Origin of the sequence: Micromonospora sp. KC207 (assembly GCF_004348615.1) — a bacterium.
Classification (GTDB): Bacteria; Actinomycetota; Actinomycetes; order Mycobacteriales; family Micromonosporaceae; genus Micromonospora.
The window spans coordinates 1-14,719 of record NZ_SMKJ01000179.1 but is presented as its reverse complement, the minus strand read 5'-3'; the positions used below and the strand labels follow the sequence as shown (position 1 = coordinate 14,719).

14 protein-coding genes and 1 pseudogene are annotated in these 14,719 nt (G+C 71.5%); 8 read left to right on the top strand and 7 right to left on the bottom strand.

Going from position 1 to position 14,719, the window contains the following annotated elements; translation table 11 throughout:
- The 5 genes and pseudogenes from E1258_RS21160 to rny all read left to right on the top strand — a co-directional run.
- Nucleotides 1-1,147: pseudogene (locus E1258_RS21160) on the top strand (MFS transporter); the annotation flags it as partial.
- On the top strand, nt 1,138-1,338 hold the full coding sequence (locus E1258_RS21155; RefSeq protein ID WP_007075359.1) for a DUF3046 domain-containing protein: 201 nt from the start codon (nt 1,138-1,140) through the stop codon (nt 1,336-1,338). The pseudogene E1258_RS21160 and the gene E1258_RS21155, both read left to right, overlap by 10 nt.
- Before the next feature lie 184 nt (nt 1,339-1,522).
- Nucleotides 1,523-2,569, top strand: coding sequence for a recombinase RecA (gene recA / locus E1258_RS21150; RefSeq protein WP_007075360.1), 1,047 nt, complete (start codon nt 1,523-1,525; stop codon nt 2,567-2,569).
- 14 nt (nt 2,570-2,583) lie between these two features.
- Complete coding sequence (locus E1258_RS21145; protein WP_132404051.1) at nt 2,584-3,309, top strand: regulatory protein RecX; 726 nt, start codon at nt 2,584-2,586, stop codon at nt 3,307-3,309.
- Nucleotides 3,310-3,984: 675 nt separating this feature from the next.
- Nucleotides 3,985-5,751 carry a ribonuclease Y gene (gene rny / locus E1258_RS21140; protein WP_036374832.1) on the top strand — a complete coding sequence of 589 codons (1,767 nt, stop codon included), beginning with the start codon at nt 3,985-3,987 and terminating at the stop codon, nt 5,749-5,751.
- Between the two features lie 122 nt (nt 5,752-5,873).
- Here the strand turns inward: rny and E1258_RS21135 are convergent, their stop codons facing one another.
- The 4 genes from E1258_RS21135 to E1258_RS21120 are packed head-to-tail and all read right to left on the bottom strand — an operon-like array spanning nt 5,874 to nt 9,274.
- The gene (locus tag E1258_RS21135; protein WP_132404048.1) at nt 5,874-6,839 is read right to left on the bottom strand and encodes an amino acid ABC transporter permease; all 966 of its coding nucleotides are present in this window, start codon (nt 6,837-6,839) and stop codon (nt 5,874-5,876) included.
- Nucleotides 6,836-7,543, bottom strand: coding sequence for an amino acid ABC transporter permease (locus tag E1258_RS21130; RefSeq protein ID WP_132404045.1), 708 nt, complete (start codon nt 7,541-7,543; stop codon nt 6,836-6,838). The genes E1258_RS21135 and E1258_RS21130 overlap by 4 nt, the downstream gene beginning before the upstream one ends.
- Before the next feature lie 41 nt (nt 7,544-7,584).
- Nucleotides 7,585-8,460 (bottom strand): glutamate ABC transporter substrate-binding protein, encoded by an 876-nt coding sequence (locus E1258_RS21125; RefSeq protein WP_132404042.1) that lies wholly within the window; start codon nt 8,458-8,460, stop codon nt 7,585-7,587.
- 58 nt (nt 8,461-8,518) lie between these two features.
- Nucleotides 8,519-9,274 (bottom strand): amino acid ABC transporter ATP-binding protein, encoded by a 756-nt coding sequence (locus E1258_RS21120; protein ID WP_132404039.1) that lies wholly within the window; start codon nt 9,272-9,274, stop codon nt 8,519-8,521.
- Nucleotides 9,275-9,471: 197 nt separating this feature from the next.
- Here E1258_RS21120 and selD point away from each other — a divergent pair, with 197 nt between their 5' ends.
- Nucleotides 9,472-10,461 carry a selenide, water dikinase SelD gene (selD, locus tag E1258_RS21115; protein WP_132404036.1) on the top strand — a complete coding sequence of 330 codons (990 nt, stop codon included), beginning with the start codon at nt 9,472-9,474 and terminating at the stop codon, nt 10,459-10,461.
- 233 nt (nt 10,462-10,694) lie between these two features.
- A complete protein-coding gene (locus tag E1258_RS21110) occupies nt 10,695-11,174 on the top strand; it encodes a hypothetical protein (RefSeq protein ID WP_007075368.1) in 480 nt (159 codons plus the stop codon).
- Between the two features lie 45 nt (nt 11,175-11,219).
- On the opposite strand, the gene E1258_RS21105 is transcribed toward E1258_RS21110, so the two are convergent.
- A complete protein-coding gene (locus E1258_RS21105; RefSeq protein WP_036374838.1) occupies nt 11,220-11,456 on the bottom strand; it encodes a DUF2277 family protein in 237 nt (78 codons plus the stop codon).
- A 52-nt stretch (nt 11,457-11,508) separates the two neighbouring features.
- Here E1258_RS21105 and miaB point away from each other — a divergent pair, with 52 nt between their 5' ends.
- The gene (gene miaB, locus E1258_RS21100; RefSeq protein WP_132404033.1) at nt 11,509-13,044 is read left to right on the top strand and encodes a tRNA (N6-isopentenyl adenosine(37)-C2)-methylthiotransferase MiaB; all 1,536 of its coding nucleotides are present in this window, start codon (nt 11,509-11,511) and stop codon (nt 13,042-13,044) included.
- A 49-nt stretch (nt 13,045-13,093) separates the two neighbouring features.
- On the opposite strand, the gene E1258_RS21095 is transcribed toward miaB, so the two are convergent.
- Nucleotides 13,094-14,065: a polysaccharide lyase family 1 protein gene (locus tag E1258_RS21095; protein ID WP_132404031.1), complete on the bottom strand. Its 972-nt coding sequence runs from the start codon at nt 14,063-14,065 to the stop codon at nt 13,094-13,096.
- 334 nt (nt 14,066-14,399) lie between these two features.
- The coding region (locus tag E1258_RS21090) for a cellulose binding domain-containing protein (RefSeq protein ID WP_207919651.1) at nt 14,400-14,719 on the bottom strand (320 nt) is incomplete at its 5' end.

The window sequence follows — 14,719 nt, the reverse complement described above, 5'->3', positions numbered from 1 at the left end:
GTGGTGGGCGCCGCGTTGCTGGCCGTCCCGGTCACCCGGATCATGACGGGGTACGGCCGCCGGCCGGGACTGGTGACCGCGTACCTGGTCGGGGCGGTGGGGGGCGTGCTGGTGGTGCTCGCCGCGGCGACCCGCCAGGTGCCGCTGCTCTTCCTCGGGATGCTGCTCTTCGGTGGTGGTTCGGCGGCCAGCCTCCAGGCCCGCTACACGGCCGTGGACCTCGCCGAGCCGGCCCGCCGGGGTCGCCAGTTGTCCCTGGTCGTCTGGGCCACCACGGTCGGGGCGGTGGCCGCGCCGAACTTCGCCGCGCTGGCGGACCGGACCACCCGGGGGTGGGGGCTGCCGTCGCTCGCCGGCCCGTTCGCGTTCAGCGCGGTGGCGTTCACCCTCGCCGCTGCCGTACTGCTGGTGCTGCTGCGGCCCGACCCGCTGCTCACCGCCCGCCGGCTGGCGGCGGCCGAGGCCCCCGCCGCCGCCGACGTTGTCCCCGCCGCCGCCGGGCCGACGGTGACCGGGCGGCGCGGCGCGGGCGTGCGGGCCGCCTGGCGGGTGGTCCGCGAACGGCCGGCGGCCCGCCTGGGCATCGCCGCCGTCGCGGTCGGCCACCTGGTGATGGTCGCGGTGATGTCGATGACCCCGGTACGCCTCGGCGAGTACCACGACGACTCCGTCGTGCTCGGGGTGGTCGGGGTGGTGCTCAGCCTGCACATCGCCGGCATGTACGCGCTCTCCCCGGTCGTCGGCTGGCTCACCGACCGGCTCGGTCGGCGGCAGGTGATCATCGGCGGCCTGGCCGTGCTGCTGGCCGCCTGCGCGGTGGCGGGCAGCGCGGGGCACCACACGCCCGGCCTCTCGGTCGGCCTGGTCCTGCTCGGGCTGGGCTGGTCCGGGACCATGGTGGCCGGCTCCACCCTGCTGTCGGAGTCGGTGCCCGCCGCCGTTCGGCCCAGCGTGCAGGGGCTCTCCGACCTGACGATGGGCCTGGCGGGGGCCGCCGCCGGGGCGCTGAGCGGGTTCGTCATGCAGGTCGCCGGGTATCCGACACTGGCCCTGCTGGCGGCGATCGCGACGGTGCCCCTGCTGGCGCTAGCGTTGCGTGTGGTACCCACGCGGGTGCCGGAGGAGGAGGACTGACAGGTGCGGCTGACCGACTTCTGGGCCCGGCTGGAGGAGGCGTTCGGCCCGGGGTACGCGACCAGCATCGCCTCCGACCAGGTGCTGTCCCAGCTCGGCGGGCGGACCATCGAGCAGGCGCTCGGGTCGGGTGAGCAGACCCACGTCGTGTGGCGGGCGGTGGTCGCCGCGTATCCCGACCGGGTGCCCACACGACTACGCTGAGCAGGCTTTTCGTTCCCTCCGCGTGTCGCTTGTCGAGTCGTACACCTGTTCGGCTATTGTCCACAGCGGGGTGCTCGTCCACAGCTCGCGGCCCGTCGGCTGGTTTTCTGTCGGACCCAGCGCCTAGCGTGTCCGCGTGACGCGAAGCTCAGGAAAGACGCCGGCGAAGGCAGGGGTGGCAACGATGGCGGCAGGTCCTGACCGGGAGAAGGCGCTCGACCTTGCTCTCGCTCAGATCGACAAGCAGTTCGGCAAGGGCTCGGTGATGCGCCTGGGGGAGCGCCCTGTCGTGCAGACCTCGGTCATCCCGACCGGGTCGATCGCCCTCGACGTGGCCCTCGGCGTGGGGGGTCTGCCCCGGGGCCGGGTGGTCGAGATCTATGGTCCGGAATCAAGCGGTAAGACGACGGTGGCCCTGCACGCGGTGGCCAACGCCCAGCGGGCCGGCGGCATCGCCGCGTTCATCGACGCCGAGCACGCGCTCGACCCGGAGTACGCGAAGGCCCTCGGCGTCGACACCGACGCCCTGCTGGTCTCGCAGCCGGACACCGGCGAGCAGGCGCTGGAGATCGCGGACATGCTGGTCCGCTCCGGCGCGATCGACATCGTCGTGATCGACTCGGTGGCGGCCCTGGTGCCGCGCGCCGAGATCGAGGGCGAGATGGGCGACAGCCACGTGGGCCTCCAGGCCCGGCTGATGAGCCAGGCGCTGCGGAAGATCACCGGTGTGCTCAACAACACCGGCACCACGGCGATCTTCATCAACCAGCTCCGCGAGAAGATCGGCGTGATGTTCGGCTCGCCCGAGACGACCACCGGCGGTCGGGCGCTGAAGTTCTACGCCTCGGTCCGGCTCGACGTGCGCCGTATCGAGAGCCTGAAGGACGGCACCGACGTGGTCGGCAACCGCACCCGGGTCAAGGTGGTGAAGAACAAGGTCGCCGCGCCGTTCAAGCAGGCCGAGTTCGACATCATGTACGGCAAGGGCATCTCCCGCGAGGGCTCGCTCATCGACGTGGGCGTGGAGCAGGCGATCATCCGCAAGTCCGGGGCCTGGTACACGTACGACGGCGACCAGCTCGGTCAGGGCAAGGAGAAGGCCCGCGAGTTCCTCCGGGAGAACCCGGACGTGGCGGCCGAGATCGAGAAGAAGATCCTGGAGAAGCTCGGCGTCGGGGTCGGCGCGGGCGACGCCGCCGGTGGCCCGGAGCTGCCGCCGGTCGACTTCTGACCGGTCGCTGACTCGTGGCAGGACGACGCGCCCGGACGGGGCGGGGCTGGGATGCCAGCCCGCCCCGCTCGGGCGACGCCGACGGCGGCCCGCCCCGTCCCCGGCGTGGCCGGCGTGGTGGCCCCAACGACGAGGACCCCCCGGAGGCCGGGGCCGAGGTGTCACGCGACGCCGGGGCCCCACCCCGCGACGAGGCGGAGCTGGCCCGGGAGATCTGCCTGCGTCAGCTCGAACTGCGCCCGCGTACCCGGGCCGAGCTGGCCGCCGAGCTGGCCAAGCGGGGGATCTCCGTGGAGGTTTCCGCCGAGGTGCTCGACCGGTACGACGAGGTCGGCATCGTCGACGACGCCGCGTTCGCCCGCGCCTGGGTGTCCAGCCGGCACGCCGGCCGGGGGCTGGCCCGCCGGGCCCTCGCCACCGAGCTGCGCCGGCGCGGCGTGGACGGCGAGGTGGCCAGCGAGGCCCTCGGCGAGCTGGACGAGGAGACCGAGGCCGAGACGGCCCGGGTGCTGGTCGAGCGGAAGCTGCGTACGGCCCGGGGGGAGCCGGACGCCGTCTTCCGTCGCCTTGTCGGCATGCTCGCCCGCAAGGGTTACCCGCCGGGGGTGGCGATCCGGGCGGTGAAGGACGCGCTCGCCGCGCAGAGCGCCGAGGCGGCCGAGTTCGCCGATCGCATCGACGCGGACGCGCTCGCCGACGCGGAGGGCGACCTCGACCGCGAAAGTCGTCCGCTCGACTGAGTGACCGACGGTGGGGCGGGCGGAGCAACCGCCTTCTTTGTCCGGCCGTGTCCGGGCTGACGGCAGCGGTGGGTGACCCGGCGACTTCTCTCCGTTCGGGGGGTTTGATCATGAGTCCTTGACCAGACGGCACCCGGCGACCTAGCCTCGCCATACAGGCTCACATTGCCCGACCAAACGCAGGCAAAGCGCACAACATAGATCGCGTAACAGAACAGCATCACTTTGGCCGGCTCGCCGGCCTGCGGTGCCAGCTCCGGACAGGCCGGTCCGACGCTGGCGCGACAATTGCACCCGGCCGTCGGCGATGCCCCGTGGGCACCGCCGACGGAGAGCTACCCACGGCCAGTCGCTCAGGTCGGGCGTCTCAGAGCCGCAGCGCGCGTGCCTATCGGCACGGTCACTGCGGCGCCGACGTTCAGGGGAGGCGGCCATGGCGGGGCGGCAGAGGTTCACCGGTGGTCCCGGCAGGACGGCGGTCGGTAACGGCGCACGTCGCGGCGCAGGGGCGGTGGTCGGTGGCGGCGCGCCGACGGGCGGTGCAGGTGGTGACCGGCTCGCGTGCGGCGGGCCGGCGCGGTCCCGGGCGGCGCGCAGGCGCCCTGCGGTGCATGCGACGGCGACGCTGACCGTGCTGTCCACGGCGGGGTCCCGGCCCGGCGCGGAGCCCCGGCCGTGACCGCCTTCGACACCGTCCTTCTGGGGGTGGTGCTGCTCCTCGTGCTGGTCGTGGTCGGCGCGGTGCTGGCGGGGCTGCGGACGATGCGCCGGCTCAGCTCGGCGCCCCGCCCGGAGGATCCGGCCTTCATCGCCGAGAAGGACCGCCAGGAACAGTCGCTGGCCGCCCTGCGTACCGCCGCCGACGAGGTGAACAGCACCATCGACGTGGCCAAGTCCGCCGCTTCGGCGGCGCGCGCCGAGGCCGCCGCCGCGAAGGCCGAGGCGAAGGCGGCCCGGGCCGAGGCCCGCCGGGTGCTCGACGACGCCCGCGCGGAGGCCGACACCGTTCTGGAACGGGCCCACAAGCAGGCCGAGGCCGACGCCGAGCAGCTGCGCACGGCGGCCCGGCGCAGCGGGGAACGCGAGGTCGCGGTGCTCGCCGCGACCACCCGGGAACAGGCCGCCGAGGTGGAGCGGCGGGCCACCCGGATGGACGAGCGGGAGCGGCTGCACACCGAGGAGGTGGAGCGGCTGGCCGACCGGGAGCGGCAGCTCACCGCCGCCAGCGCCGCCCTCGCCGCGCGAGAGTCCGCGCTGGCCGAGCGCGAGCGCGAGGTCGCCGAGGCGGAGGCGCAGCGCCGCCGCGAGCTGGAGCGCATCGCCGGGCTCACCGCCGACGCCGCCCGCGCCGAGCTGATCGAGGTGATCGAAACCCAGGCGAAGCGGGAGGCCGCCCTGCTGGTCCGGGACATCGAGTCCGACGCCCGCAACACCGCCGAGCAGCGCGCCCGGCACATCGTGGTGGACGCGATCCAGCGGGTGGCCAGCGAGCAGACCGCGGAGAGCGTGGTCAGCGTCCTGCACCTGCCCGGGGACGAGATGAAGGGGCGGATCATCGGCCGGGAGGGGCGCAACATCCGCGCCTTCGAGTCGGTCACCGGGGTCAACCTGATCATCGACGACACCCCGGAGGCCGTGCTGCTGTCCTGCTTCGATCCGGTCCGCCGCGAGGTCGGCCGGCTGACGCTGGAGAAGCTGGTGCTCGACGGCCGGATCCACCCGCACCGGATCGAGGAGGTGTACGACCTGGCCCGGCAGGAGGTGGAGCAGCTCTGCCACCGGGCCGCCGAGGACGCCCTCGTCGAGGTCGGCATCACCGAGATCCACCCCGAGCTGGTGAGCCTGCTCGGGCGGCTGCGCTATCGCACCTCGTACGGGCAGAACGTGCTCAAGCACCTGGTGGAGACCGCGCACATCGCCGGGATCATGGCTGCCGAGCTGCGACTCGACGTGCCGACCATCAAGCGGTCGGCGTTCCTGCACGACATCGGCAAGGCGCTCACCCACGAGGTGGAGGGCAGCCACGCGATCATCGGCGCGGACCTGGCCCGTAAGTACGGTGAGAGCGAGGACGTCGTCCACGCGATCGAGGCGCACCACAACGAGGTGCCCCCGCAGACCATCGAGGCGGTGCTCACCCAGGCGTCGGACGCCTGTTCCGGCGGGCGGCCGGGGGCGCGGCGGGAGAGCCTGGAGGCGTACGTCAAGCGGCTGGAGCGGATCGAGGAGATCGCGGCCGGGAAGCTCGGCGTGGAGAAGGTCTTCGCCATGCAGGCGGGCCGGGAGATCCGGGTGATGGTCAAGCCCGACGACGTCGACGACATCGGCGCGGCGGTCCTCGCTCGGGACGTGGCCAAGCAGATCGAGGAGGAGCTGACCTATCCGGGTCAGATCCGGGTGACCGTGGTCCGCGAGTCCCGGGTCACCGAGATCGCCCGCTGACCGACCGGTGCCGGCCGATCGATAGCTGGCATCGCGCCCGCCATTCCCGAATGTGGAAGACGCCGCCGGCCGAGACCCGATGGGGCTCGGCCGGCGGCGGCGTGATCGACAGCGTGTCCGGATCAGACGTCGCCGGCCGCGTACTGCGAAGTGGGGACTGTCGCCGGTGGCTGCTGCGCGGGCGTCCCGGCCGTCTTGCGGCCCCGAGTGAGGCGCTGCTGGATGTACTGGGCCAACCTTGACAGCGAGTAGTTGACCGCGATGAAGAGGGCAGCGATCACCACGTAGACCTGGATTGGGTTGCCCAGCACGCCGATGATCTGCTTGCCGATGTTGAGGGTCTCCTCGTAGCTGATGATGAAGCCCAGCGAGGTGTCCTTGAGCACCACGACCAGTTGGCTGATCAGCGCTGGCAGCATGATCCGGAACGCCTGGGGGAGCAGGATCATTCGGGTGGCCTGTAGCGGGGAGAGGCCGATGGCGGCGGCGGCCTCGGCCTGGCCGCCGGGCAGTCCCTCCATGCCGGAGCGGAGGATCTCGCCGATGACCACCGCGTTGTAGATGGTCAGGCCGACGACGAGGTACCAGAGTGCGTCGAGCGAGATGCCGAACTCGGGGAACCCGCGGGCGACGAAGAAGATGGTCAGCACGACCGGCAGGCCGCGGAACACCTCGACGCAGACCCGGGTGACCATCGAGAGCAGCACGCTCAGCCCGCGTAGCAGATGCGACAGCGGGGTGGCCAGCCCGGTGAACCGCCGCCGGGCCAGGCTCTTGAGCTGGATCCGCAGCACCGCGATCAGGGTGCCGATCAGCAGCGAGGAGACGATGGCCAGCGCCGCCGCGATCAGGGTGTTCGTGAAGCCGAGGCCGATCCGGTCCCAGACCTGGGAGAAGTTCTCGTTGGAGGGGTCGACGAGCGGCCCCCAGAGCTCCATCGAGAACTGGCCCTTGGCATCGAGTGGCCGGTAGACCAGAAGGTACGCGCCGACGGCCAGCACCACCGTGGCGACGAGGCTGCTGATCAGGGTGATCCGCCGCTGGCGGGGGCCGGGAACGTCGTACAGGACGCTGGTCTGCTGACTCATCGAGCCACCGCCTGTCGCTTCTCCAACCGGTCGAGCAGGGCGCCGAGCGGTACGGTCATGATCAGGTAGCCGATCGAGATGCCGATGGCGACCGGGATGAAGGAGTAGCCCCCGGCCGAGGTGAGCTGGTCGGCCGTCTGGGCCAGATCACCGACCACTCCGAAGAACCCGACCAACGCGGAGTTCTTGATCATTGCGATGATCACCGAGCCGAGCGGCACGACCGACGCCTTCCAGGACTGGGGCAGCACCACGTACCGCAGGTTCTGGCCAAAGGTCAGGCCGAGTGAGCGCGCCGCCTCAGCCTGACCGGGGGGCACCGCGTTCACCCCGGACCGCAGCGCCTCGCAGACGAACGCGGCGGTGTAGAGCACCAGGGCGAGCAGCCCGAACCGGAAGTACGGCAGGTCGGTGCCGAGCCGAGTGACGAGCGTGTCCAGCACGGGAACGCGCAGGAAGTCGGCATTGGAGCCGAGGGCCGGCAGACCGAAGGCGGCGAAGAACATTACGACGGTCAGCGGCATGTTCCGGAACGTGTTCACGTAGGCGGTGCCGACGCCGCGCAGCGGCGGCACCGGCGAGATGCGGAGCACCGCCACGACGGCGCCCAGCACCAGGGCGCCGATCGCGGCGAGCACGCAGATCTGGAGGGTGAGCCAGAAACCACCTGCAAAGACGTCGAACTTGTCGATGAGTACGTTCACTGGTCGGTGCTCCTCCTCACCCTCCAGACCGAAGGATCAGATCAGTAGCGGTTGATGGTCGGTGCCGCGCCCAGAGTGGCGCCGAACTTGCCGGCGGTGTCGTCCCAGGCCTTCTTCCAGCTACCGTCAGCGAAGGCCTTTTCGAGCACGTCGTTGATGAAGTTGCGGAAGGCGGTGTCGTCCTTCTTGACCCCGATGCCGTACGGCTCCTTGGTGAAGTTCTCGGTCGCCAGCTTGAACGACGCCTCGTCCTTGGCGATGTAGCCGAGCAGAATCACGTTGTCGGTGGTAACGGCGTCCACCTGCTTGCCCTTGAGAGCGTCCCGGCACTTGTCGTACGTGTCGAAGAGCACGAGCTGGCTGCCGACGTCCCTGACGTACTTCTTGATCTCCTCGGCCGGGGTCGAGCCGGTGACCGAGCAGACCTTCTTGCTACCCTCCTTGAACGAGTCCGGCCCGGTGATCGCCGTTTCGTCCTTGCGGACCATGATGTTCTGGCCAGCCTCGTAGTACGGGCCGGCGAAGGAGATCTTCTCCTTGCGCTCGTCCTTGATCGTGTACGTGGCCGCGACCAGATCGACCGTCCCGTTGACGATCACATCCTCGCGGACCTTGGAGGGCGTCTCCACCCACTCGATCTTGTCCTCTGGGATGCCGAGCTCCTTGACGATGAGCTTGGCGATCTCGACGTCGAAGCCCTCCGGCTTGCCCGACAGACCCTTCTGGCCGAAGCCCGGCTGGTCGAACTTGGTGCCAACCTTGATCTTCTGGGCCTTGTTGAGCTTCTCCATGGTGCTGCCGGCGGCGAAGGACTTGCTGCCAGCGCCGGTGCCCTCCTCGGCGTCGCCGCCACAGGCGGTCAGGCCGAGAGCCAGGGCGGCCACTGCGGCGACCGCCGCCACGCGCTTCATACGCATACTTTTCTCCTTCTTCGACGGAGCCCGCCGGGGGACGACGCGCTCCACGGACGGACGCCTAGTGCGTGAGGATCTTCGACAGGAAGTCCTTGGCGCGCTCGCTGCGCGGGTTGGCGAAGAACTCGGCCGGGGGAGCGTCCTCGACGAGCCTGCCGTCGGCCATGAAGATGACCCGGTTCGCGGCGTGCCGGGCGAAGCCCATCTCGTGGGTGACCACCACCATGGTCATGCCCTCCCGGGCCAGCGAGGTCATCACCTCCAGCACCTCGCCCACCATCTCCGGGTCCAGCGCGCTGGTCGGCTCGTCGAAGAGCATCGCCTTGGGCTGCATGGCCAGCGCGCGGGCGATCGCCGCCCGCTGCTGCTGGCCGCCGGAGAGCTGCGCCGGGTACTTGTCGGCCTGGTTGGCGATGCCCACCCGGTCCAGCAGGGAGAGCCCGCGCTCCCGCGCGTCGGCCGGCTTCTCCTTGCGGACCTTGATCGGGCCGAGCGTGACGTTCTCCAGGATCGTCTTGTGCGCGAAGAGGTTGAACGACTGGAACACCATGCCGACCTCGCTGCGCAGCCTGGCCAGCGCCCTGCCCTCGGCGGGCAGCGGGGTGCCGTCGAAGGTGATGGTGCCGGAGTTGATCGGCTCCAGCCGGTTGATCGCCCGGCAGAGCGTCGACTTGCCCGATCCCGACGGGCCGATCACCACGACGACCTCGCCCCGGCTGACGGAGAGCGACACGTCGTCCAGCACGTGCAACGGGCCGAACCACTTGTTGACCCCGTCCAGCACGATGAGCGGTTCGCCCGTCGTCACGTCGTCCACCGTCCCTGTCGTCACGTACGCCTGAGTCGGATGACCCCCGGTCCCGGCCACTGTAGGCGGGCCGACGTGGCGGAACGCCACTCATCTGGTCACGGTGCGATAACACCGGTAACGATCCGTGCCGAGAGTCCGGTATCCGTGTCTGCGCCCGGCCCGCCCGGATGGCGGCGAGGCCGGATCAAGGCGATCATGGGGAAATGACCGAGCCGGTGCGCCTGACCGACTACGCCCGCGGCGGGGGCTGCGCGTGCAAGATCCCGCCCGGCGAGCTGGAGGAAATGGTCGCCGGGCTGGGCCCGGCCGGCGGCGCGGCGGAGCTGCTGGTCGGCCTCGACCACGGCGACGACGCCGCGGTGGTCCGCCTCGACGAGCGGACCGGCCTGGTCAGCACCGCCGACTTCTTCACCCCGGTCGTCGACGACGCGTACGACTGGGGGCGCATCGCCGCCGCGAACGCGCTCTCCGACGTGTACGCCATGGGCGGCACCCCGCTCGTCGCGCTCAACCTGCTCTGCTGGCCCCGCGAGCGGCTGCCGCTGGAGCTGGCCCGGGAGGTGCTGCGCGGCGGTCAGGACGTGGCCCGGGAGGCCGGCTGCCACCTGGCGGGCGGGCACAGCGTCGACGACGACGGTCCGAAGTACGGGCTCGCGGTCACCGGCGTGGTGCGGCCGGAGGAGCTGATCACCCTCGACGCCGGCCGGTCCGGGCTGCCGCTGTCGCTGACCAAACCGCTCGGTGTCGGGGTGCTCAACACCCGGCACAAGACCACCGGCGAGCGGTTCGCCGAGGCGGTCGCCTCGATGGCGGCGCTGAACCGGGACGCCGCCCACGCGGCAATCGCCGCCGGGATCCGGTGCGGCACCGACGTGACCGGGTTCGGGCTGCTCGGGCACGCCTCGAAGCTGGCCCGGGCCAGCCGGCTCACGGTGGCGATCGACGCGGCCCGGGTGCCGTACCTGCCGGGCGCGCGGGAGGCCGTCCGCGACGGGTACGTCAGCGGCGGCACCCGCCGGAACCTGGACTGGGTCGCCCCGTGGACCGACTTCGGAGCGGCCGGCGAGGCGGAGCGGCTGCTGCTGGCCGACGCGCAGACCTCCGGCGGGCTGCTGGTGGCCGGGGAACTGCCGGGGGCAACGGTGATCGGGGAGCTGCTGCCGCGCGGCGAGCACCTGCTGATCGTGCGCTGACCCGGGTCGCGGCAACCGCCGACCCGCGTGGCGGCCGGTGTCGGAGGCCCCGGCCGGCACCATAGCCGATAAACTGTCGTCTTTCCGCCACTCAGTGCGACGGCGGCCCAGGAAATTTTGCCCGGAATGGTCACAGACCGGTAACTTGCCCCCGGCTGCGGTCATATGCCCCCCACCATCGTCAGTAAGGCCCGATCCGGAGGCCGGTGGGACGAACGCAGCGAGGAGGCGGCATGACCGAGCTGTGGAACTGGAGAATCGATGGGGCACCCCCGGTGGAGGTGTACCCGGCGCTGGCCGAGGCCCTGGGGCGGGTGGTGATGCCGCTCGCGGTGGCCGACCCGGCCCGGCTGCCGACGTACGCGGTGATCTGCGACGTCTGGGAGGCGCCGGGGGCGTTCGGCACGGTGGTGGACTGCTATGGGGTGCCCGAGAGCCTGGCCGAGCTGCCCTGCGTGGCCGCGCTGGCCCGGCTGCTCGGCCGCAACTGCGTGCTGCGCGACGACACCCTCGACGCTGGCCGGCACCTGCTGGTCGCGCCGGACGGCACGATCCGCCCGGTGCACTTCGACGTGCGGGAGACCGACGACGGCGAGGTGCTGAGCAACCAACGGCTGTGCACCGTGGCCCACCCCGGTTGCCGAGGCTGGTCGCGGTGCCACCGGTCGAGGTGGGCCCCGGACTCGGTCTTCCCGGCCCTGGCCGCGGCCTGACCGCCGGGGGCCGGCCGGGCCCCCGGCCGGCCCCGAGCGGCCCGCTCAGCCCTCGGTGGCCGGCCGCTGCGGGCCGCCGCCGCGCACCACCAGCTGGCCCAGCAGGGTCGCGGTGGCCTCGGCGACGGCGGCCACCGCCGCGTCGAACGCCGCCGCGTTGTGCGCGGCCGGCGCGCGGAACCCGGAGATCTTCCGGACGTACTGCAACGCCGCCGCCTCGATGTCGGCCCGGCTCACCTCCGGCACGTACGGCTCACGCAGGGTCTTGATGCTGCGGCACATGGCTCCTCCTCGTTCGGGTCGATCTGCTCGGTGCGGATACGCTGTGTGGGTCATGACTACCGCAGCCGCGGGCAGCCCGCGCACCTACCAGGTGCGCACGTACGGCTGCCAGATGAACGTGCACGACTCCGAGCGCATCTCCGGCCTGCTGGAACAGGCCGGGTACGTGCGCGCCGCCGAGGCCGACGACAACCCCGACGTGGTGGTGTTCAACACCTGCGCCGTCCGGGAGAACGCCGACAACCGGCTCTACGGCAACCTGGGTCATCTGCGTCCCGTGAAGGACAAGCACCCCGGGATGCAGATCGCCGTCGGTGGCTGCCTCGCCCAGAAGGACCGCGGCGACATCGTCCGCAAGGCCCCCTGGGTGGACGTGGTGTTCGGCACGCACAACATCGGCTCGCTGCCGGCGCTGCTGGAGCGGGCCCGGCACAACGCCGCCGCCGAGGTGGAGATCCTGGAGTCGCTCGACGTCTTCCCCTCGACGCTGCCGACGCGGCGCGAGTCGACGTACGCCGGGTGGGTGTCGATCTCGGTGGGCTGCAACAACACCTGCACGTTCTGCATCGTGCCCGCCCTGCGCGGCAGGGAGAAGGACCGCCGCCCCGGCGACGTCCTCGCCGAGGTCCGCGCCCTGGCCGACTCCGGCGTGCTGGAGGTGACCCTGCTCGGGCAGAACGTCAACTCCTACGGCGTGGAGTTCGGCGACCGGTACGCGTTCGGCAAGCTGCTGCGCGCCTGCGGCGAGATCGACGGGCTGGAGCGGGTCCGGTTCACCAGCCCGCACCCGAAGGACTTCACCGACGACGTGATCGCCGCGATGGCCGAGACCCCGAACGTATGCCACTCGCTGCACATGCCGTTGCAGTCCGGCTCGGACGACGTGCTGCGGGCGATGCGCCGGTCGTACCGGTCGGAGCGGTACCTCGGGATCATCGAGAGGGTCCGGGAGGCGATGCCCGATGCGGCGATCACCACCGACATCATCGTCGGCTTCCCCGGCGAGACCGAGGCGGACTTCCAGCGCACTCTGGACGTGGTCCGCGAGGCCCGGTTCTCCTCGGCGTTCACGTTCCAGTACTCCAAGCGACCCGGCACGCCGGCGGCCACCATGCCCGACCAGCTTCCCAAGCAGGTGGTGCAGGAGCGCTACGAGCGGCTGATCGCGACGGTGGAGGAGATCACCTGGGCGGAGAACCGGAAGCTGGTCGGCGAGACCGTCGAGGTGCTGGTAGCCGTCGGCGAGGGCCGCAAGGACGAGCGCACCGGCCGGATGTCGGGCCGGGCCCGCGACGGCCGCCTCGTGCACTTCGCCACGGGCGCGCTCGGGGCGAGCGGCCGGCCCGGCGACGCCGGGTTCCTCGCGGGGCGGATCCGCCCGGGGGACATCGTGCACACCACCGTCACGTACGCCGCCCCGCACCACCTCAACGCCGACGGTGAGCCGCTGTCGCACCGGCGCACCCGGGCCGGCGATGCCGCCGAGGCCGGCCGCTCCCCGCGTACCCCCGGGGTGTCGCTCGGCCTGCCCACGGTCGGCGTGCCGGCCGCGGTGCCCGCGCCGGCGACCGGCTGCGCCGCCGGATGACGCGGTCGGGGCCCGCCGCACCGGCGGGCCCCGACCAGCTCGAGGCGGGTCAGACCGAGATCTTGCCGGCGCCCGCGCCGCCCGTCACGATCGACTTGACGCTGCTCGCGCCGTCCAGCGGGTACGGGTACGGGATGCTCTTCACGCTGCCGCCGGCCTGGCCGCTGCCGGAGTTGACGAAGTAGTTGTTCCGGGCGACCAGGGTGCCCGGCCCGGAACTGCCCTCACCGAGGTGGAACGGGTCGGCGACGTTCTCGAAGTAGTTGCCCTCGACGAGGACGCCGGCGCTCATGGTGGAGGCCACGCCGTAGCCGCCGTTGGCCCGGTAGTAGTTGTTGAACACGTGCACCGGGTTGCCGAAGCGAACCCGGGGGTGCCGCTGGTTGCTGCCGTCGAAGTAGTTGTGGTGGTAGGTCACCCGCAGGTGGCCGATGTCCTGGCTGCCGTTGTCGTCGCTGTGCCCGAGCAGCATCGACTTGTCGTGACCGTAGACCCGGTTCCACGACACGGTGATGAAGTCGGAGCCGCGTTTGATGTCGACCGCGCCGTCGTAGCCGCTGGTGAAGGTGTTGTGGTCGATCCAGATGTTGGTGGCCGACTCCTGGGCGTTGATCGCGTCGTCGTTCCAGCTCTTGAACGTGATGTTCCGGATGATCACGTTGCGGTCGCCGCTGATGTTGAGGCCGCAGCCGGAGATGGTCGCGCCCGAGTTGCCGAGGATGGTCTTGTTGGACCGGACCCGGAGCATGCCCGAGCAGGAGATGGTGCCGGAGACCCGGATCACCGCCGCGCTGCTGGAGCCGAGAGCGCTCGACAGCGCGGAGGCGCTGGTGACCGTGGTCGTCGGGGCACTGCCCCCGCCGGTGGTGCCGCCGTTCTGGGTGGCCCAGCCGACCATGTAGTTCGGCGCGGCCCAGGCGGGCGCGGTGGCGGCGGTGAGGGCCCCGGCGACGAGGGCGGAGGCGGTCGCGGCTGCGGCTGCGGCGAGCAGCGTGGTGCGGCGTCGTGCCGTGATGCTCATGTGCTTCCCTTCGGTGGTCGCGGGTGCGCGACCGATCGGTCGATCGCTGACGCCGGTGACCTGCGTGGCGTCGGAGTCGGCCGGAGACGGTGGTCGTGCGCCCCGCCGGTGTGGACGTGCCTGGGGTGAGAAGCGGGTGCTGGCGCCGCCGGAGAGTCAGGCAAGCGTTTTCCTGATATAAACACAGATATCCATCAATGTAAATTCTTTGCCCCACTGTTCGAACCTAAGGGAAAATCGGCGGCCGGCACCGGTGGTGCCGGCCGCCGAGGCTCGGTTACGGATCAACGGGGAGCGGACCGCCCGGCCGGGTGGGCGAGCCGTCCGCCGTGGCTCAGCAGGCGACGCCGTTCAGCTTGACCGTGGCGGGCGCGGAGGCGGCGCCGTTGGCGGTGAAACCGACGGTCACCGAGGCACCCGCCGCGAGCGAACCGGACCAGGTCGGCGCGGCGGCGGTGACCGTCGTGCCGGACTGGGTGACGGTGGCGTTCCAGCCGCTGGCCAGGGTCACCCCGGACGGCCAGCTCCAGGTCACCGACCACGGGTTCACGGCGGCGGTGCCGGAGTTGATGACCGTCAGCTCTCCCTGGAAGCCGCCCTGCCACGAGTTGACCTGCTTGTAGGTGGCGGTGCAGGCTCCCGTCGGGGGCGGGG